Below are 19,016 nucleotides of genomic sequence, written 5' to 3' on the forward strand. Positions count from 1 at the left end.
GGATGGTCGCGCACGACGAGCTGCCGGCGCCGGGCGAGCAGCGTGTCGCCGAGCGTGGTGGCGAGGGTGGCGACGCGCACGGGGCGCTCCAGCAGGGTGACGTTCGCGGCGTGGGCCGCCGAGGCGGCGGCCGCGGGGACGCCGCGCGACAGCGCCTCCTCGCCGGTGAGCAGCACCACGGGGAGGTCGGACCACGCCGGCTGCGCCGCCAACTCCGCCAGCAGCTCGGCGCGCGGCAGCGGGCGCAGCGCCTCCTCGGGCACCAGCAGCACGCCCGGCTCGCCGTCGGCGTCCCCCGCCCCCGCCACCGCCGCGCACCCCGCGCGCATGTCGTCGAACGCCCGCACGCGGAAGCCGGCGCGCCCGAGCACCGCCCCCGCCACCCGCGCGTCGCGCCCCGTCGGCGCCAGCACGGCGACGTACGGCCCGGCGGCGGGGGCGGCGGCGGGCGCGGCGCTCATTCCGACGCCGGCGCCCCGGCGCTGCGCATGAGCGGCCCCGACTCGCCCAGGTACTGCGGCACGCCCGTCAGCACCCCCTGGAACTCGCGCAGCGGCGCGCCCACCTGCAGCCCGCCCTTCGCCACGCGGCACTCGCGGATGCTGCGCTCGTGGTTGCCCGTCCGCTTCTTCACCACCGACACCGCCTGCCGGACCGCGCCGTGCACCTCGAAGTAGCGCAGCAGCAGCACCGTGTCCGCCAGGTAGCTCACCTCGGCCGCCTCGTCCACCGGGCTGCCGAAGACGCCGCGCTGCACCAGCGTCATGATCGTGGTGACCCCGCGCGTCGCCAGGTAGCTGAGCAGCTCGTGCACCTGGATCGGCAGCAGCCGCTCCTCGGGCATCGACTGCAGGTAGCCGTTGAGCGAGTCGATCACGATCAATCGCACCCCGTCGCGCTCCACCGCGTCCACCACCTGGTGCGCGAACTCGCCCGGCGAGAGCTGCGTGGGCTCGACCTGCTGCAGCACCAGCCGCCCGTCGGCGATCAGCTCCTCGAGGTCCATCTCGAGGCCGAGCCCGCGCATGCGGAAGGTGCTGAGCCGCTCGTCGAACAGGTAGAAGCGCGCCCGCACCCCGCGCTGCACGGCCGCGCAGGCGTACTGCGCGCACAGCACCGACTTGCCGGTGCCGGCGGGGCCGGTGACGACGACGCTCGTCCCCTGCTGCAGCCCGCCGCCGAGCAGCGCGTCCAGCTCCGGCGACCCGCTCGACCACGGGCGCGGGACGGCCGCGTCGGCCCCGGCGTGCTCGGGGATCTGCAGGCGCGGGAACACCTCGATCCCGCCGGTGCGGATGCGGAAGTCGTGGTAGCCGCCGATGAAGCGCAGCCCGCGCAGCTTGGCGACCTGCAGGCGCCGCCGCTCGGCGCCGTACTCCAGGGTCACGTGCTCGAGCACCACCACGCCGTGGGCCAGCGAGTGCAGCTGCAGGTCCCCCTCGGGCGCCGTCTTGTCGTCGAGCAGCAGCACGGTGCAGTGCCGCCCGGCGAAGAACTGCTTGAGCGTCAGGATCTGCCGGCGGAAGCGCAGCGGGTCGCGCGCCAGCAGTCGCATCTCCGACAGCGAGTCGAACACCACCAGCGTCGCCCCCGCGCGCTCGACGGCGGCGAGCACCGCGTCGACCGTCTGCTGCAGCTCGACCTCGGCGGGGTGGAAGATCGTGTACCCCTCGTCGGACGGGTGCCCGGCCTCGGGCCCCAGCTCGAAGACGTCGATCCCGTCGAGCTCCCACCCGTGCGAGGCCGCGACCTCCTCCAGCTCCGCCCGCGACTCGGAGAGGGTGACGTACAGCCCCCGCTCGCCGCGCGCCCGCCCCGCCAGCAGGAACTGGAGCGCCAGCGTGGTCTTGCCGGTCCCGGGCGAGCCGTCCAGCAGATACAGGTGGTCGACGGGGAGGCCGCCGCCGAGGATCGCGTCGAGCCCGACGATGCCGGTGGGGGCGCGGCGCGCGCTGGGAGTGCTGGTCACGAGCGGGTGGGAGTGGGGCGTCCGCGGCTCCGCCGGCCGGACGGCCGCGAAACGGCAGTCACGTAGCAGAAACCAAGCCGGGGCGTGCCGGGCGCGCGCGCCCTCAGGACCCCGCGCCGAGCAACGCTGTCCCCGAAACGGGTGTCACACCCGGACGCCGCGCGGCCCCCGCCGCGCCCCACCCCCGATCCCCGCCGATGCTCCGCCGCATCACGGCCCTCGCCCTCGCGCTCCTGCTCCCCGCCGCGGCGGCCCCCCTCGCCGCCCAGGGCGGCCCGGAGGTCGTCCGCGGCCGCGTCACCGACGACTCGGCGCGCGCCGTCTTCGCCGCCGCGATCACGGTGACGCGCGGCCCCGACCGGCTCGTCCAGACCACGACCACCGACTCGCTCGGGCGCTACAGCGTCCGCTTCGACCCGGGGACGGGCGACTACCTCGTCCACGTCGCCGCCCCCGGCTACCGCGCGGCGCGGCGGCGCGTCGAGCGGCAGGGGACGGAGCGCGAGCTGGTCGCGGACTTCGCCCTCGGCCGCGACCTGGCGACGCTGGCGGCGGTGCAGATCCGCGAGCGCGCGCCGGTGCGGGCCGACAACCGCGTGACCCCGTTCACCCCCGAGACCGGGGCCGCCGAGAAGTACGCCGACGGCGTGCAGGGCCAGCTCCCGCCCACCGCGGCCGGCAACCTCGGCGCGCTGGCGGGGACGATCCCGGGCGTCACGCTCACCCCGACCGGCCCGGCCATCCTCGGCGTCGGCGGCGAGTCGAACCTGACGACGCTCAACGGGATGGCGCTCCCCGGCGGCTCGATCCCGCGCGCGGCGCGCACCGAGACGCGCGTCACCGGCGCGACCTTCGACCCGACGCGCGGCGGCTTCTCGGGCGCCAACATCGACGTGCGCCTCGGGCCGGGCGACCGCTTCTACCAGCGGCGCAACGGCTTCCTGACGCTCGACGCGCCGCAGCTGCAGTTCACCGACGCGGTGGGGCGCGCCAGCGGCGCCGCCAACGGCGGCTTCCGCGGCTCGCTCGGCGCCGACGGGGAGCTGATCCGGCAGGCGCTCACCTACAACGTCGCCCTCGACGTCGCGCGCAACACCAGCGACCCGGCCACGCTGCTGAACGCCGAGGCCGAGACGCTGCTGCGCGCCGGCGTCTCCCCCGACTCGGTGGCGCGGCTGCTCGCGCTCACGGCGCCGCTCGGCCTCCCGCTCACCGGCGGCGGCATCCCGTCGGCGCGCAACCGTGACGCGGTGACCTGGCTCGGCCGCCTCGACGACACGCGCGACTCGCTGCGCACCCGCACCCTCACCAGCTACGCCGGCTACACCAGGGAGGGGGCGCTCGGCTTCGGCCCGCTCACGGCGCCGTCGGTGGGCGGCCGGCGGCGCGAGACGTCGTACGGCGGGCAGCTCGTGTTCGGCGACTTCGTCGGCCCCGGGCGCCGCGTGCTGACGGAGACGCGGCTGAGCGCGAACGCGGTGCGCAACGCCGCGACGCCCTACCGCGCGCTCCCCGGCGCCACGGTGCTCGTGCGCTCCCCCACGCTCGACGACCGGACCGACGTCGCCGGCGTGACGCTCGGCGGCGGCCCGTTCGTGGCCAGCGACGAGCGGCGGTGGACGGTCGAGGGGGCGAACGAGACGATCTGGAACGCGCGCGGCCGCCGCCACCGCTTCAAGGCGCTGGCGTGGATGCGCGGCGACGGGCTGCGGCAGGAGGCGGTCGGCAACGCGCTCGGCAACTACGGCTTCAACTCGATCGACGACTTCGCCGCCAACCGGCCGGCCAGCTTCACGCGCACGCTGTCGCAGCCGGAGCGCGTGGGGACGGTGTGGAACGGCGCCGCCGCGCTGGCGCACCAGTGGACGCCGTCGCGCTGGTTCAACGTGCTGTACGGCGCGCGCGTCGAGGCCAACGTGTTCGGCGACCGCCCGCCCGCCAACGCGGCGCTCGAGCGGGCGCTCGGCGTGCGCACCGGCGCCGCGCCGGCGCGCGTCCACGTGAGCCCGCGCGCCGGCTTCTCCTTCACCTACAACCGCGACCGCGAGAACGGCTCGGGGACGAGCCAGAGCCCCGTCGGCCGCTTCTACCGCACGACGGCGGGCGTGGTGCGCGGCGGGATCGGCGAGTTCCGCGACCTGCTGCGCCCGGGGCTCCTGGCCGACGCGTCGGCGAGCACCGGGCTGCCGGGGAGCACGTCGGTGCTGTCGTGCGTCGGCGCCGCGGTCCCCGAGGCCGACTGGGGGCTGTTCGCGTCCAACCCCGCCGCCATCCCCGGCGAGTGCGCGGGGGGCGGCGGCGTGCTCGCCGAGCGCGCGCCGAGCGTGACGCTGATCGACCCGTCGTACGACGTGCCGCGCTCGTGGCGCGCGACGCTCGACTGGAACACGAGCTTCCGGCGCGTCCTCTTCCGCGTCAACGCGCTCGGCTCGTACGACCTGAACCAGCCCGGCGTGGTGGACGCGAACTTCGCCGGCACCTCGCGCTTCGCGCTGGCGGGGGAGGGGAACCGCCCGGTGTTCGTGACGCCGGCGGCGATCGACCCGGCCAGCGGCGCCGTGTCGGCCGCCGAGGCGCGGCGCAGCGCCGACTACGGGCGCGTCGGCGTGCGGACGAGCGACCTGCGCGGCTACGGCGGGCAGCTCACCTTCACGGTGCAGCCGGACGTGTTCAAGTTCCGCTCGCGCCACCAGCTCTTCGGGTCGGTCGGGTACACGCTGCAGGGGACGCGGCGGCAGTTCCGCGGCTTCGACGGCGCCGCGTTCGGCGACCCGACGCTGCGCGAGTGGGCGGCCGGCCCGAACGACGCGCGCCACGCCTTCGTGATCACGAGCGGCTTCAACGCGGCCAAGGTGGGGACGGTCACGCTGTTCGCGCGCGCGCAGTCTGGGCTCCCCTTCACGCCGCTGGTGCAGGGGGACGTGAACGGCGACGGCCGCGGCGGCGACCGCGCCTTCGTCCCCGACGCCGCGACCGACGCCGACGTGCAGACGGCGGCGCAGCTGCGCACGCTGCTCGCCTCGGGCGCCGACGGGGCGCGCGAGTGCCTGACGGCGTACGCGGGGCGCGTCGCGGCGCGCAACGGCTGCCGCGGGCCGTGGACGCAGACGCTCAACATGCAGTGGCGGCCGCCGATCCCGCGCCGGTGGGCGCGCCGCGTGACGACGAACGTCTACCTGTCGAACGTGCTCGGGGGGCTCGACCAGCTCTTCCACGGCGACGAGGGCCTGCGCGGCTGGGGCGGCTCGGCGCAGCCGGACCCCGTGCTGCTGGTGCCGCGCGGCTTCGACGCGGCGTCGCGGCGCTTCCGCTACGACGTCAACCCGCGCTTCGGCGACACGCGCGGCCGCAGCACGCTGCTGCGCGAGCCGTTCCGCCTGTCGATCGACTTCTCGGTCGACCTCGCGGTCGCGTACCCGGTGCAGCAGCTGCGCCGCGCGCTGGAGCCGGTGCGCGCCCCCGACGGCGGGTGGACGCGCCGGTCGGCGGACTCGCTGACGGCGTTCTACCTCTCGCGCACCTCGAACATCCACCGCGCGGTGCTCTCGGAGAGCGACTCGCTCTTCCTGTCGCGCGCGCAGACGGCGGCGCTGCAGCGCGCCGACTCGGCCTACTCCGCCGAGGTGCGCGCGATGTACGCCGACCTGGGACGCTACCTCGCCTCGCGCCCCGAGGGGGAGCCCGGCAAGGCGGAGCTGGACAGCGTGGCGAAGGTGGAGAAGGCGTACTGGAAGGTCTTCTGGCGCCAGCCCGAGGCCGCCGACTCGGTGCTCACGCCGACGCAGCGCGAGCTGTTCCCGATGCTCGTCCGCATGGCGGCGACGCCGCAGAAGGAGCGGGAGAACTCGCAGTGGCAGTTCGGGTTCCCGGTGCCGTACGACCCGGAGGCGTGGAGGCGCCCCGTCCAGCGGCGTTCCTTCTGACGGCGGGAGTCACGACAGCGGGAGTCATCGGAGCGGGAGTCGTAACGGCGCACTGCGCGCTTACGACTCCCGCCTTGTCGACTCCCGCCGTGACGACTCCCGCCCTTCCTACTTGGTCGAGATGACGAACGTGTTCCCGTCCGGATCCCTGAAGAGCAGCGAACTCCCCCAACTCTCCTTCTTCGGCGGCCCGAGCGTCTCCACGCCGGCGGCGGTCAGCCGCTCGTAGGTGGCGTCGAGGTCGTCGCTCCAGAAGGCGAGGTTGGTGAAGCCGCCGATGCGGTCCTCGTGGCCCGGGGGCGTGAAGAGGACGAAGCGCGTGTCGGCGCCGGGGATGCGCAGCTCGATCCACCGCTGCGCGCCGAACGGCTGGTCGGTGGCGATCTGGAAGCCGACCTTCGTCGTCCAGAAGTCGAGCGCGCGGTCCTGGTCGCGCGTGGGGATGCTGACGAACTTGACGCCGCGGATCATGGTCGTGGGGGTGGGGGGCGCGACGAATCTCGGGGCGCGGGGCGGGGGCGTCCAGTCGCGCAGCGCGTGCCATGGCAGTGGTTGCCATAGTCGTCGTTCGACCACTTATTGGAGCAGGAGTCGTGACCGCGCAGTGCGCCGTTTCGACTCCCGCTCTCGCGACTCCCGTAGTGACGACTCCCGCCGTCGAGCGGCATGCTCCTGGACTCCTACATCCTCGACGTCCTCCTCCCCGACCTGGTCGGCCACGACCGCCGCCCGTCGGCGTTCCTCGTGTACCTCGTGCTCTGGCAGCGCACCGCCGGCGGGCGTCGCGAGGCGGCGCTGTCGCTGCGCGAGCTGGCCGAGGCGACGGGGCTGTCGAAGCGCGCGGTGCAGGGGGCGCTGGCGACGCTGGAGCGGCGGCGGCTGGTGTCGGCGGCGCGCGAATCGACGACGGCGGTGCCGAGCTACCGCGCGCTGCGCCCCTGGGACCGAGCGACCCGATGACGTCCGACCTCCGCCTGCTGCTCCTGTCCAACTCGCGCGACCCGCAGGGGCGCTACCTCCACCACTGCCGCGACGCGCTGGCGGCGCACCTGCGCGGGGTGCGGCGCGTCGCGTTCGTGCCGTACGCCGGCGTCGGCGTGTCGTGGGACGCCTACGCGGCGCGCGTCGCGGAGGCGCTGGCGCCACTCGGCGTGGCCGTCGACCCGGTGCACGCGCACGACGACCCGGCCGGGTGCGTGCGCGACGCCGAGGCGGTGGCCGTCGGCGGCGGCAACACCTTCCACCTGCTGGCGACGCTGCAGCGCACCGGCGTGCTGGAGGCGCTGCGCGCGCGCGCGCTGGCCGGCGTCCCGTACGTCGGCTGGAGCGCCGGTTCGGTGGTCGCCTGCCCGACGCTCGGCACCACGAACGACATGCCCATCGTGCACCCGCCGCACGGCTTCGGCGCGCTGGGACTCGTCCCCTTCCAGATCAACGCCCACTTCACGGACGCGCACCCGCCCGGCTTCCAGGGCGAGACGCGGCGCGAGCGCATCGCCGAGTTCCTGGTCGCGAACCCCGAGGCCACGGTGATCGGATTGCCGGAGGGCGACTGGCTCGACGTGCGCGGCGACGAGGTCACGCTGCGCGGCGAGCACCCGGCCTTCGTGTTCCGCGCCGGGGAGGAGGTGCAAGAGCTTCGACAGGATTGCAGGATTCTGCAGGATTGACAGGAAAGGGCTCTTTTCCTGTGAATCCCGTTCAATCCTGTAATCCTGTCGAAGGCAGTTCCAGCGACAGCTGCTCCGACACGACGCCCGGCTTCGCGCGCGCCCGCTTGTTGTAGTCCCGCACCCGCAGCCCGTGCCGCTCGCACAGCCGCACCACGTAGTCGTGCAGCCCCTGCCGGTACGCATCGCTCGCGTAGTGCCCCCGCGCGTACGTCGCCCGGTAGCGCGCCGCCAGCGCGGGGAACTCCGCGCCGAGCCACGGCAGGTACCGGTCGCGCGCCGCCGGCTGCAGCCGTAGCGCCCCCGCGGCCACCGTCGACGCCCCCGCCTCGGCCGCGCGCGCGACGAGCGCCGCCAGGTCGCGCGGGCGGTCGGTGATGCCGGGGAGGACGGGCATGCAGTTGATCCCCACGTCGACGCCGGCGCGCGCCAGCCGCTCCACCGCGCGCAGCCGCGCCTCGGGGGTCGGCGCGCGGGGCTCGACGCGGCGGGCGAGCGCGCGGTCGAGCGTGATGAGCGAGACGTGCACGCTCACCGCGCCCCGCTCCGCGAGCCGCGCGAGCACGTCGGCGTCGCGCGCCACCAGCGCGCTCTTGGTGATGACGACCACCTTCAGCCCGCGCCGCTCGGCCAGCACCTCCAGCACCGCGCGCGTGAGCCGGAAGCGCCGCTCGGCGGGCTGGTACGGGTCGGTGGCCGTGCCGACGACGAGCGTCTCCTCGCCGGCCAGCAGGGGGCGCAGGCGCGCGCGGCGCGAGGCGAGCGTGCGGCGCAGCACGTCCGGCGCGTCGCGCTTCACCAGGATGCGGCGCTCGAACGCGAGCCACGGCGGCAGCGCCTCGACGTCGGACCCGGGATTCCCCGCGCGCTTCATCGCGTACCGGTGGGCGTAGCGCGCGTAGCAGTACGCGCAGCCGAACTGCGATATATCGCAGCTTAAACTGGAATGCTACAGACTGGTTGGACGGCTTGGTTCAGGTAGTTGATCGCGCCAGCTGAGCGTCTGGAAAGGCGTCCGTTCCCATCGGCTGTTCCAGTAGTCAAGTCAGCTGGGGCTCCGCTGGTCGTTGTAACGCTTGGCAGCGCGCGCTAGTTGGAAGTCATCGGAGCAACTGAAAACCTGACGTCTGGCGCTGCCAGCAATCACCACGTTCCGCAGTTGCGCGCTTTCCCCGCCGAGTGCCAGCACCTTTCCTTGCTTCTCGCCGAGCGTCTCGGCGAAGTCACAGGGGTGAAACATCAACAGCGCGCACTCCGGAGCTACCGGAAAGATAAGCTCCAAGCCACCCTTTTCTGGTTCCGGGATATACAGCCGCTTGAGGACATCATGGCGCATAGCCCCTGTGCCGAACGAGTGTGCTTTCGGATGGAACGGTGGTTGAGCATGCGGGTGCGCTAATGCTGCAACGGGTGCGTCAGTCGTGTAGAACGGCCACGGCGTCCGGTTGACGGCCACGACCCACAGATAGTGATACAGTTCAGCAGCGACCTCAGGGACGATCATGCTTTCCCAAAGCAAGCATGCTTGGACTAGCGAAATGTGCTCCGTGGCGAACGCAGGGTTCCGCGCGATCTCGGCCCTTAGATCGGCAGGCAGCCACCCGATCAGGTCGCCCGCCTCCCCCGACCGAGGTTGTGCCGCCTGCTGGAGGAGGATGTCGCGGAGTTGCGCTGTCCGGAGTAGCTGGAGCGCGATGCAGATACTCATTTGTCGACGCTCCAGCAGCGTGCCCTCTCTCGTTCCCTGAGCTACACCGAGGGCCACGTCTCGCGCCAGCAGGAAGTCGTTCTCCCACTCCTGGAACTGCCGCTCAATCGCATCCGCCGGAAATCCGTCGTCGGCTGCGTGCGGTCGGCGCCGAAAGGCATCATTGAAATAGCGCTCTTGCGCTACATCGCGCGTCGGTAGCAGAGCGTGTGCATCGCGGTAGGTGTCGTAAGTCCAAACGTGAGTGCCGTTTGGAGACCATGCCCGCAGATAGCTTTGGGGCACATAGTGCTGGCGGCGGTTAGCAGGCACGACGCGCAGGTTGTACTGAGCAGGGTTGCGGCTCTCCCGTGTTCGCCGTGCGGCGCACTAGAGGTCCGCAGCAGGAAGATACGCTTCTCCCGTCTGAGATGCGTGACGTCGGAGTCGATTGACCATTTCTTGGAGCGTTATCGTACCGCTCAGCAAGCGGTAAAGATGGCCGTAGTCGAGTAGCAGCAGAGGCGTACGCGGTCCCGATGCTCCCTTAACTGCCACTGAGGAGTATCCAGACATCGAAACCATGACGCCCATCGTGTTGTCGGCCTTGTCGTGCGTCTTCTTGAAGAAGCTATCGACATCGGTCGCGGCGGCTTGCTCCGCCGTGAACTTCAGTTCGATGATGTAGGTAGTGCCGTCCACCGTCAGAGATCCATCAATCTGACGGCCTGCCGTCACATAGGGCCGGCGATTCACGACCTCGTAGTATTCGACTAGCTCGTAGAACCAACCCTGGAACTCATAGCCGGCGTCTTGCTTGCCGATCCGCTGTGCAAGGCCGTCGAGCCGGGCACGAAGGGCGTCCAAGTCGGCTTGCTGCCGTGCTCGCTCCTCGCGCATCGCCTGGGCGCGTTTGCGCGACTCTGCCTGTGCCTTCTCGTCCGCGAACACCTGCCGTTGCTTAGCTAGATAGGCGCTGAGGTCCCTTACCGCGGTGGCGGCGCGCGCCTTCATCTGTACCGACTCTTCCCAGCCCTCTAGGTCAGGGAAGGCAGTTTGGTCAGCCAGCTCGCGTGCCATGCGCTGTATCGCTTCGGTTCCCGCTTCTGTCCTTTCGAGAACAGGGAACATGCGGTAAATGAGGTCGCGCTTACTCTCTTCCTGGCGCCACGTTGCTAGGAACGATTCGCGGATGCCGACACGTCGCAGGAACGAATGGAGCGCGCGCCTGCGCCAAAACGACTGTAGCAGTGCATTCGCGACCAGATCGAGAAAATGAGGCGGGAGCCTGCTCGCCATGCGATCGGCTTACGGAGGGAGCGGTCTATGTCAGTACGGCTGATTCTTGTACTGCATGTACTCAGCGATTTGGCTGGAAGCGCCATCAAGCAGGATGTGGAGTTCTTCCATGATTTGGCGAACATTGGAAGCATCCACCATCAGAGCCGTGGCGAGTGAGTCTGATCCATCCTTCCGAACCGGGTAGCGAAATGCGAAAGAGGTCGGATCGATTGAGTCAAGCTCCCGGATAACCGCGTCCGCTCGCTGGAACCACGGTCCGTCAGACTGCGGGCTGACGCGCAGCAACAGGGCTCGTACTCGTCCCCAGAGCCGCACGAGATAGTGCTCAAGGGGGACGTCTTGCGGATCGTCGAGTAGTTCACCCGCGTCTACTAGGAGCGACTTCAGGTGCGTCTCCACGTAGTGCCGATAGAGAAACATCATCGGCGCTCCGAGAGCGAATCCATGCCGCCATGCGTCTCGCTCCAGTGTATCCGCCAGGCGGTCGGCGGTGGCTTTGTAGGAGAAAGCGAAACGATGCCAGGATGCGGCCCCCGTCGGAATCTCGACGGCGTTTTTCTCGCCGTTTGGAAGATCGCGGAGTGAGCGGTTGCTCGGTGTAACTGGCTCGATGATCGGCATGCGGTGCGGAGTGGACGATCTCTGCGTCCGTGGTTGTTAGCTCACGCGGGATGACGCAGCTACTGCTCCTCCTCTGCTGAATCTTCACCGAAGACGGCGGCGAAGTACGTGCTCACGTTGACATCGCCGAGGCGATACAAGACGCGGGTGAGGATCAATTGGTCGATCTTCGACTTGTAGTCATTGATCAACTGTCGGAAGAACGGCTCAACGTCTGTGTCCTTGATAATCCAGTGGATTTGGCTGTTCGAGCCAGCAGCCTCAAGGATGCTGTTCACCTGTGCTGGTGTGAACTCAGTGTAGTTGCGCAGGGTGCGGAGAGTCTGCTTCGTGCCCGCGAAGGAACTGCTGTTCGCGAGGTCTACGATCAGAAGCTCCTTCTCTAGCTCACTCGCTAGGTGGATCTCGGGGAACTTCTGCTGGAAGAAGCTGGAGAGTCGCTTGTGAAACATGACGTGCGACTGCTTCCTCTTCTGCCATTCGTTGTCTAGAAAAGGGTCGATCGACGTGTCTGGGTCGAGGTCGGATGCGAAGTCGCCATCGTTCGAGATGATGTAGAGATCCTCGCCATCGGGGACATGCTCAAGGAGCGTCTCCCAGTTCACCGCATCTCCATGCGATCCCTTCTTCCCGGGCGGATTGCCGAGGTCCACCCGCCGCCGCGCACGTGCGAGTATGTCGTCCGAAATGGGGAATGTGGTCGCGTTGCTGAACAACGTCGCGATCGCCTGATCAGCCTTGAGTGTGACCGCGTCGATGTCTGCTTCGACCCGGGCGTTGAGACGCTTTAGCTGATCCTCGGCTGCTTGAATCGCCTTTCGCGTAGCAGCGTACTCGGGGTAGTCCTTGTACATCTGGGGAAACGAAAGCGAAATCTTCGCGCCCCGGACGTTCTTGACGGCATCCACGATCTTCACTGCGCGATTGCGCGCGAACTCGTCCCGTACCTGCTCTGGGAGAAATAGCCTTGCCTTCTTCTTGTTGAGCAGCACGCTCAACTTATTCAGTTCCTCAAGGTCCTCGTTGGAGAAATGGAAGAACGAGAGAAAGACGTTGGTGTCGATGAAGATGTTCATGCTGGAGCGGCTAGGCGTTTCGTAGAGTTCCTATTCAAGAGTCTCCAGCAACTCGGCGGGTTTCAACGATAGCGTGCGCGCGATGCGCACGATGTTCAGGAGTCCGAGGTTCCGCTCGCCGCGCTCGACGCCTCCGATGTACGTCCGGTCGAGGCCACAGGCGGCAGCTAACTGCTCCTGCGATAGCCCACGGGCGATGCGTACGTCGCGGACCTTGAGTCCAAAGGCTCGGAGTGTGCCCTGGCGATCGGGTCCTCGTTCTCCAGCGGACGGTTGTCGAGGCATGGACGGCAAGCCTCTCGGCTTGACGCTTATGAGTCCACGGACTATAAGTACCATCCATGGTCGAGAACTCCTCCCGTGTGCCGAGGGCGTTAACCCGTGGCTACCTTGGCCTACGGACCGCGACGCTCGACTCGCTGCCTTTCGGGGCTCGTGATTCGCTCGCCCGATTCGCCGTCTTGAGTCCGGTGCCGGCCTTGTATCACGAGCGCGCCGCGAAGCTGTGCCGCGTACTTACGGAGCGCCGCAGCGTCCTCGAAGAGGATCCCAAGCTCTACGGCCTTCTGCCAGGGGATCGGCTTGCTCTATTAGCCGTCGCGGACGGCGAGTACCGATTCGCGTGGGAGAGCCCGCCCGCTTGCAAGTACGACTTCGCCCCCCAGGAGCAGCGACTACGCGTGGTGAACCCGGATGCTCTGGTCCGCACAGAAAAAGTGCTCCGACGACTGCTCGACGAGGCGCTGGTTGGCATCCCATGGGCGCAGGTCGTCGAGCGTGTCCGCGAGGCCCGGGAGCAGCGAGTCAAGCGTCGGAGGGATTTCCAGAAGGATGTCGCCGAGGCGTTGCAACGTGGATCGTAAGGAGGGCCGGCAGCGCTGACTGTCGGCCCTCTTCCTCTTCCGTCTCCATTTAGGCTTCGGGACAGATTCGGCTTGGTGAACAATGCCCTTCGCGTAGCTACTCACACAGCCGAAGGCGCAGCCGACGTACGGGTTCAGCGACCAGATCCCGATCCCCGTCGCCTCGGGCGCGTTCAGCACCGAGCGGGGCGTCGTCTCGTGGTAGACGATGTCCGACTGCGCGTCGAGGACCGGGAGAACCGGGAGGGTGCGCATGGGTCGCCGAACATAACCCGAATGTCGGCCGCCGGCGATATTTAGATGATCGCCTATTGATCTATCGATTGACCGCCCGTAGCTTGCCCGCCCATGGACCAGGAGCAGTTCACGCGCGTCGCCAAGGCGCTCGCCGACCCCCGCCGCTTCGAGCTGCTGGAGATGATCGCGGGGTGCGACGAGCTGCCGTGCAAGCGCATGGTCGAGACGTTCCCCGTGTCGCAGGCGACGATCTCGCACCACCTCAAGGAGCTGACGAACGCCGGGCTGATCGAGCCGCGGCGCGAGGGGCAGCACGGCCACTACCGCCTGCGCCCCGGCGTCCTCGAGGCCTACCGCGCCGAGCTCGACCGCCGTCTGAAGCTGACCGCCCCCGTCGGCTGAGGCGCCCGCCCCCGCGAGGGGGCTGCTTCCGGGTCGATAATTAGACGCTTGTACAATTGCACGATCGGCGAAGGTTCCCCCCCAACCGGCAGGCCGAGATGAGCACCCCCACGTCCCCCCTGTTCCGCCCCGCGCGCGTCGGCGCCTGGGAGCTCCCCAACCGCGTCGTCATGGCCCCCATGACCCGCAGCCGCGCCGACGACGCGCGCGTCCCCCCCGACCTCGCCGCGCGCTACTACGCGCAGCGCGCCGGCGCGGGGCTGATCGTCTCCGAGGCGGCGCACGCGCACCCGCGCGGCTACGGCTACCCGAACACGCCGGGGCTCGAGACCGAGGCGCAGCGCGGGGCGTGGCGCCGCGTCACCGACGCCGTGCACGCGCGCGGCGGCCGCATCGTCGCCCAGCTGCTCCACACCGGGCGCGTCGGCCACCCGTCGCTCTTCCCCGACGCGGCCCGACCGGTCGCCCCGTCCGCGATCGCCCCCGAGGGGCTCGTGCGCGCCCGCGACGGGATGCAGCCCTACGTCACGCCGCGCGCCCTCGACATCGACGAGCTCCCCGGCATCGCCGCCTCGTACGGCGACGGCGCGCGGTGGGCGCTGGAGGCCGGCTTCGACGGCGTCGAGCTGCACGGCGCCTTCGGCTACCTGCTCGACCAGTTCCTGCGCGACGGCAGCAACCGCCGCACCGACGCCTACGGCGGCCCGGTCGAGCGGCGCGCACGCCTGCTCCTCGAGTCGGTCGACGCGGCGGCGTCGGCCATCGGGGCGGACCGCGTCGGCGTGCGCCTCTCCCCGGGCGCCGAGGTGAACTCGATGCACGACAGCGACCCGGCGACGACCTTCCCCGCGGTCGCCCGGCTGCTCGCCCCCCTCGGCCTCGCCTACCTGCACCTCGTCGACCCGGCGCCGGCGGGCGCGCCGTTCACCGACGCGATGCGCGCGGCCTTCGGCGGCACGCTGATCGTCAACGGCGGCTACGACCGCGCGAGCGCCGACGCGGTGCTCGGCGCCGGCCGCGCCGACCTGGTGTCGTTCGGCGCCCCGTTCGTCGCCAACCCCGACCTCGTCGACCGCCTGCGCGACGGCGCGCCGCTCGCCGCCCCCGACCCGTCCACGTTCTACGGCGGCGACGCGCGCGGCTACGTCGACTACCCGCAGCACGACGGCACGGTGTGGGCCGACGACGAGGCCCTCCTCCCGGCGCGCGCGGCATGAGCGGCGCGCTCGCGATCCCCACCGAGTCCCCGCGGCCGGCGGCGGCGGACGCGCGCGACGGCGCGCGGCACGCCTCCCCGTCGCCCCGGCCCGGGGACCCCGCCGTCGGCCGCGTCACCGGCTCGCTCGACGCCCCGGCGACGCTGGTCGTCTACGGCACCTACGAATGCCTCGACTGCCGGCGCACCTGGCCGGCGCTGCGCGCGCTCGCCGAGTCGGGACGCGCGCGCGTCGAGTGGCGCCACTACGCGCCGCCGGGCGCCTTCCCGAACGCGGGACGCGCCGCCGCGGCCGCCGAGGCGGCGGGGGCGCAGGGAAAGTTCTGGGCGATGCACGAGGCGATGATGGACGCGCCGGCGCCGCTCTGGCCCGAGTCGCTCGCCGCGATCGCCGTGGCGCTGGGGCTCGACGTGGTGCGCTTCGCGCGCGACCTCGAGTCGGCGCACGTGCGCGCGCGGCTGGAAGCGCAGGAGGCGGCGGCGCGCGCGGACGCGGTGCGCGGGACGCCGACGATCCTCGGCGACGTGGAACTGCTTCGACACGGATGAACACGGAAACCGGGGGAGAGACGCGAGGCTGACGTCTCTCCCCCGGTTTCCGTGTTCATCCGTGTCTCAGAAAGCCCGCCGTGGTGGCGTCACTGATCGTCCGCTCCACCAGCGGCCACAATCCCGGCGCCCCCTCCCGGATCGGCGCCATGCGGCGGTACGCCTGCGCGACCGTGATCCCCGCCTCGCGCCAGGTGCCGCCGGCGTTCCCCGCGTTCTGCAGCATCGCCTGCAGCCGGTCGAGCGCCACCGCGAAGCGCGCCGTCGGCGTGCCGCCCTCGGTCGCGCCGCTCTCGAACTCCACCCACAGCGCGCGCAGCTCGGCGCCCTGCGGGTCGGGGAGGAGCCCGAACAGCCGGTCGGCGGCGCGCCGCTCGCGCTCGACCTGCGCCTGCGCCACCGCGGGGTCGGCCAGCGCCGCGAACGCGAACGTGTCGTCGGCGTCGATCTCGACGACGTCGTGCACCAGCAGCATGCGGATCGCGCGCTCCAGGTCGGTGCCAGGCGGCGCGTGCTCGGCGAGCACCACCGCCATCGTCGCCAGGTGCCACGAGTGCTCGGCGCTGTTCTCGCGCCGCGAGCCGCCGCCCACGCTCGTCCGCCGCAGCACGAGCTTCAGCCGGTCCAGCTCGCGCACGAACGCCAGCTGCGCCTCCAGTCGGTCGGTCACGTCGCCCCCTCCAGCGCGGCCAGCACGCGCTCGGCGCGCGGCGACCGCTGGTAGTAGACGCGGCGCCCCACGCGCGTGCGCCGCAGCATCCCCGCCCCCGCCAGCGCCGTCAGGTGCTGCGACGCCGCGCCGGCGGTGAGCCGCGCGCGGCGCGCCACCTCGCCGGTGGTCATCGGCGCGACGAGGCGCAGCAGCAGCCGCGCGCGCGCGCGCCCGCTCAGCTCCGCCAGCGCCGCCGCCGCGTCCCCGCGCGGCGGCGCGCACTCCTCCAGCCACAGCTCGGCCACGCCGCGCGCCGCGTAGCGCAGCGTCGGGCGCACCGCCGGGTCGCTGGCGACCGACACGTCCGGCCACGCGAAGATCGACGGCACCAGCAGCAGCCCGCGCCCCGCCGGCCGCACGTCGCGCTCGACCGCGCCGTCGACCCGCACCACCGAGCCGGCGAAGCACACCTGCGGGTGCAGCTCGCGCAGCAGCCCGCCCGCGCCGTCGAGCGCCAGCAGGCGCGCGCGCCACAGGATGTCCCCCTCCAGCACCGCGGCGAAGCGCGGCCAGTGCGGCGCCAGCGCGCGCTCCCAGTACGCCGCCAGCACGTCGGCCAGCGGCGCCGGCGCGGCGGCCGCGCGCAGCCGCGCGATCTGGTCGCCGATCGCCGGCTCCGGCCCCTCCGGCGGCGGCGCGAGCACGTGCGGCGGGCACACGCCGTCGGGGAGCAGGGCGCGCACCGGCGACAGGTCGAGCCCGCGCACCGCGGCCGCCGCCTCGGCGGCCCACGGCCGGTGCAGCGCGTGGCGTCCGGGGGCGCCGAGCGCGCGCACGCTGGCCACGCACTCCCACAGCGGGTCGACGGCGAAGCGGACCTGCGCGAGGTCCTCGGGCGTCAGGTGGAAGCGGTACACGCGCGACAATTTAGCGGAACCCGAATCAATCGGACGGCGGCGCCGGCGCGCGTACGTTGCGCCTCCCCCCGACCGGAGCCGCCCGTGGAGATCGTGCTGTCGCAGGCCGAGATGTACACGCTCCCGCAGGTCGTGCGCGACGCGTGGCGTGCCGTGTGGCGCGCGCTGCTCGGCCGGTGGAGGCGCCCGCCCGCGCCGGGAGGCGTGCCGGGGCGCCTCAGCCCGCGGCCGCGCGGCCGTCGAGGAGCGTGCGTCGCAGCGCGTCGCGCCGCCGGATCAGCGCCGCGATCTCGTCCGCGTTCGACGTGCCGTAGTCCGCGTGGCAGTTGTTGAACACCACGTGCACCCCCTGCACCTGCTTGGCCACGTCGACGATCGGCGGCACGAACGCGGCCAGCTCCTCGACCGAGTAGCGGTAGCGGTAGCGCTCGGACACCACCTGCACCGGGCGCTCCCACGTCTCGACGCGCCGCCCGTGCAGCCGCACGATCGCCAGCGCGGGGTGCGTCGCCTCGGCGACCATCGGCACCGAGCTGGCGTGCCCTGGCGGCGCGTCGACGACGACGTGCGCGAAGCCGAGCCGCTCCAGCAGCGCCAGCGTGCGCGCGCGCAGCCGCGGCGCGTACCAGTCGCGGTGCCGGAACTCGACCGCCGCCACGCGCCCCGCGGCGTACCCGAGGACGAGCCGCCCGCGCGGCGCGCGCGGCGCGTCGGCCGCGTCGCGCGTCGGGCGGGACCTGCGCGGGAACTGCAGCAGCAGCGCCCCGAGCTTCCCGGCCGCGCCGAGCGGCTCCAGCGCGTCGAGGAACGTCGTCCAGGCCGCGTCCGTCGCCGCCGGCGGCAGCTCGCCCGCCGGCACGCGCGTCGCCCCGCGCAGCGACGGCGGGAGCAGGTCGCGCAGCGCCCGCGGCAGCCGCGCCGTCTCGACCGGGTGCCCGGTCATCGTCGCGTGCGCCTTCACGTCGAACACGAACCCCGCCGGCGCGCGCTCCGCCCACAGCGCGGCCACCTTCCGCGTCGGCAGCGCGTAGTACGTGCTGTCGATCTCGGCGAGCGGGAAGCGCCCCGCGTAGTACCGCAGCCGCGCCTCGGGCGTGTCGACGCCGTGCGGGTAGAACAGCCCGGGGACGAGGATCGTGGGGTCGGTCCAACTCGCCGTCCCGACGCGGACCTCGCAGCCGTCGATCTCGAGCGGCTCCGGCGCGCGGGCGGCGCTCCCCTCCGCCGGACGCTGCGGGCGGCGGGCTGCGGGTTCGTGCGATCCGCGGTCCGCCGCCCGCAGCGCCCGGCCCGACTCCGCCTGCGCGCGCTCGATCATCTCCCGCACACGGTGCGGAGCCTCGCGCAGCAGCGAAGGGATGAGTTCCGCCTCCGGGAGGTTCCGCCAGTACCGGAGCGGCATCTCCGCCCGCATCGCCTGCACCTTCACGCGTGCCGGGTTGAAGACGTGCGCGTAGTACGTGCGCCACAGCGCCTCGGCGTCGTCGCCGTCGGCGGCCGGGCGCGGGGCGCCGGGGCCCAGGGCGAGCGACGCGCCGTCCCACGTCGCCGACGCGAACGGCGTCACGATCGCCCACCGCATGGACGCGAAGCGCCGCACGAACAGCGGCGCCGCCAGCGCGAGCACGTCGTGCGCCGGCTCGAACCAGGCCACGTAGCGCGGGCCGGCGTCGTCCGCCACCACGCGGAAGCGCACGAAGGCGTGCAGCTTGTGCACCTCGCGGTCGACCGCCTTCGCCATCTCGGCCAGCGGGCGCACGTCGGGGTCGGTGCGCACCGCCAGCAGGTGCGGCTCGCCGTGCGTCAGCCGCCAGAGCGCGGCGTACAGCCGGTGCCAGCGCGCCGGGTCGCGGTGGCAGGCGACGCGGTCGAGCAGCGCGCCGAAGCGCCGCCGCACGCGCGCGGCGTCGTCGCCCGCGGCGGGCGCCGGCG

Annotated in this window: 18 protein-coding genes and 1 pseudogene; 7 read left to right on the forward strand and 12 right to left on the reverse strand. The window is 71.9% G+C overall.

What is annotated here, in order from left to right:
* Positions 1-461 (reverse strand): annotated as a pseudogene (locus PYV61_RS06990) (hypothetical protein); the annotation flags it as partial.
* The gene (locus PYV61_RS06995) at positions 458-1,969 is read right to left on the reverse strand and encodes an ATPase domain-containing protein (protein ID WP_275829758.1); all 1,512 of its coding nucleotides are present in this window, start codon (positions 1,967-1,969) and stop codon (positions 458-460) included. The pseudogene PYV61_RS06990 and the gene PYV61_RS06995, both read right to left, overlap by 4 nt.
* Before the next feature lie 197 nt (positions 1,970-2,166).
* Between PYV61_RS06995 and PYV61_RS07000 the strand changes: the two genes are divergently transcribed.
* Complete coding sequence (locus PYV61_RS07000) at positions 2,167-5,892, forward strand: carboxypeptidase-like regulatory domain-containing protein (protein ID WP_275829760.1); 3,726 nt, start codon at positions 2,167-2,169, stop codon at positions 5,890-5,892.
* A gap of 108 nt (positions 5,893-6,000) precedes the next feature.
* Here PYV61_RS07000 and PYV61_RS07005 read toward each other — a convergent pair whose 3' ends face one another.
* Positions 6,001-6,363, reverse strand: a complete 363-nt coding sequence (locus tag PYV61_RS07005; protein ID WP_275829763.1) for a VOC family protein — start codon at positions 6,361-6,363, stop codon at positions 6,001-6,003.
* A 195-nt stretch (positions 6,364-6,558) separates the two neighbouring features.
* On the opposite strand from PYV61_RS07005, the gene PYV61_RS07010 reads away from it, so the two are divergent.
* Together PYV61_RS07010 and pepE are read left to right on the forward strand one after the other, a co-directional pair.
* Positions 6,559-6,852: a helix-turn-helix domain-containing protein gene (locus PYV61_RS07010; protein ID WP_275829765.1), complete on the forward strand. Its 294-nt coding sequence runs from the start codon at positions 6,559-6,561 to the stop codon at positions 6,850-6,852.
* Positions 6,849-7,562, forward strand: a complete 714-nt coding sequence (gene pepE, locus PYV61_RS07015; RefSeq protein ID WP_275829767.1) for a dipeptidase PepE — start codon at positions 6,849-6,851, stop codon at positions 7,560-7,562. Before PYV61_RS07010 ends, pepE begins: the two co-directional genes overlap by 4 nt.
* A 31-nt stretch (positions 7,563-7,593) precedes the next feature.
* Here pepE and PYV61_RS07020 read toward each other — a convergent pair whose 3' ends face one another.
* The 6 genes from PYV61_RS07020 to PYV61_RS07045 form a co-directional block, all read right to left on the reverse strand.
* Entirely contained in the window at positions 7,594-8,436 is an 843-nt protein-coding gene (locus tag PYV61_RS07020) for a radical SAM protein (protein ID WP_345785219.1), read from the reverse strand.
* Positions 8,437-8,607: 171 nt separating this feature from the next.
* Entirely contained in the window at positions 8,608-9,582 is a 975-nt protein-coding gene (locus PYV61_RS07025; protein WP_275829769.1) for a DUF4238 domain-containing protein, read from the reverse strand.
* A 57-nt stretch (positions 9,583-9,639) separates the two neighbouring features.
* Entirely contained in the window at positions 9,640-10,548 is a 909-nt protein-coding gene (locus PYV61_RS07030; protein ID WP_275829771.1) for a hypothetical protein, read from the reverse strand.
* A 30-nt stretch (positions 10,549-10,578) separates the two neighbouring features.
* Complete coding sequence (locus tag PYV61_RS07035; RefSeq protein WP_275829773.1) at positions 10,579-11,172, reverse strand: hypothetical protein; 594 nt, start codon at positions 11,170-11,172, stop codon at positions 10,579-10,581.
* A gap of 59 nt (positions 11,173-11,231) precedes the next feature.
* Positions 11,232-12,248 carry a PIN domain-containing protein gene (locus PYV61_RS07040; protein ID WP_275829776.1) on the reverse strand — a complete coding sequence of 339 codons (1,017 nt, stop codon included), beginning with the start codon at positions 12,246-12,248 and terminating at the stop codon, positions 11,232-11,234.
* Between the two features lie 30 nt (positions 12,249-12,278).
* The gene (locus tag PYV61_RS07045) at positions 12,279-12,587 is read right to left on the reverse strand and encodes a helix-turn-helix transcriptional regulator (protein ID WP_345785220.1); all 309 of its coding nucleotides are present in this window, start codon (positions 12,585-12,587) and stop codon (positions 12,279-12,281) included.
* Between the two features lie 2 nt (positions 12,588-12,589).
* Between PYV61_RS07045 and PYV61_RS07050 the strand changes: the two genes are divergently transcribed.
* From PYV61_RS07050 to PYV61_RS07065, 4 genes are all read left to right on the forward strand, one after another.
* A complete protein-coding gene (locus PYV61_RS07050; RefSeq protein ID WP_275829778.1) occupies positions 12,590-13,111 on the forward strand; it encodes a hypothetical protein in 522 nt (173 codons plus the stop codon).
* 348 nt (positions 13,112-13,459) lie between these two features.
* On the forward strand, positions 13,460-13,750 hold the full coding sequence (locus PYV61_RS07055) for a metalloregulator ArsR/SmtB family transcription factor (protein WP_275829780.1): 291 nt from the start codon (positions 13,460-13,462) through the stop codon (positions 13,748-13,750).
* Positions 13,751-13,848: 98 nt separating this feature from the next.
* Positions 13,849-14,967 (forward strand): alkene reductase, encoded by a 1,119-nt coding sequence (locus tag PYV61_RS07060; RefSeq protein ID WP_275829782.1) that lies wholly within the window; start codon positions 13,849-13,851, stop codon positions 14,965-14,967.
* Positions 14,964-15,515, forward strand: a complete 552-nt coding sequence (locus tag PYV61_RS07065; protein WP_275829784.1) for a thioredoxin domain-containing protein — start codon at positions 14,964-14,966, stop codon at positions 15,513-15,515. The genes PYV61_RS07060 and PYV61_RS07065 overlap by 4 nt, the downstream gene beginning before the upstream one ends.
* A 55-nt stretch (positions 15,516-15,570) precedes the next feature.
* Here PYV61_RS07065 and PYV61_RS07070 read toward each other — a convergent pair whose 3' ends face one another.
* The 3 genes from PYV61_RS07070 to PYV61_RS07080 all read right to left on the reverse strand — a co-directional run.
* A complete protein-coding gene (locus PYV61_RS07070) occupies positions 15,571-16,185 on the reverse strand; it encodes an HD domain-containing protein (RefSeq protein ID WP_275829786.1) in 615 nt (204 codons plus the stop codon).
* The gene (locus tag PYV61_RS07075) at positions 16,182-17,084 is read right to left on the reverse strand and encodes a DUF5937 family protein (protein ID WP_275829788.1); all 903 of its coding nucleotides are present in this window, start codon (positions 17,082-17,084) and stop codon (positions 16,182-16,184) included. The genes PYV61_RS07070 and PYV61_RS07075 overlap by 4 nt, the downstream gene beginning before the upstream one ends.
* Before the next feature lie 217 nt (positions 17,085-17,301).
* Positions 17,302-19,016 (reverse strand): TIGR03915 family putative DNA repair protein (locus PYV61_RS07080; protein ID WP_275829790.1); only part of this gene is annotated, 1,715 nt, incomplete at its 5' end.

Source organism: Roseisolibacter sp. H3M3-2 (genome assembly GCF_029211165.1).
Taxonomy (GTDB): Bacteria; Gemmatimonadota; Gemmatimonadetes; order Gemmatimonadales; family Gemmatimonadaceae; genus Roseisolibacter.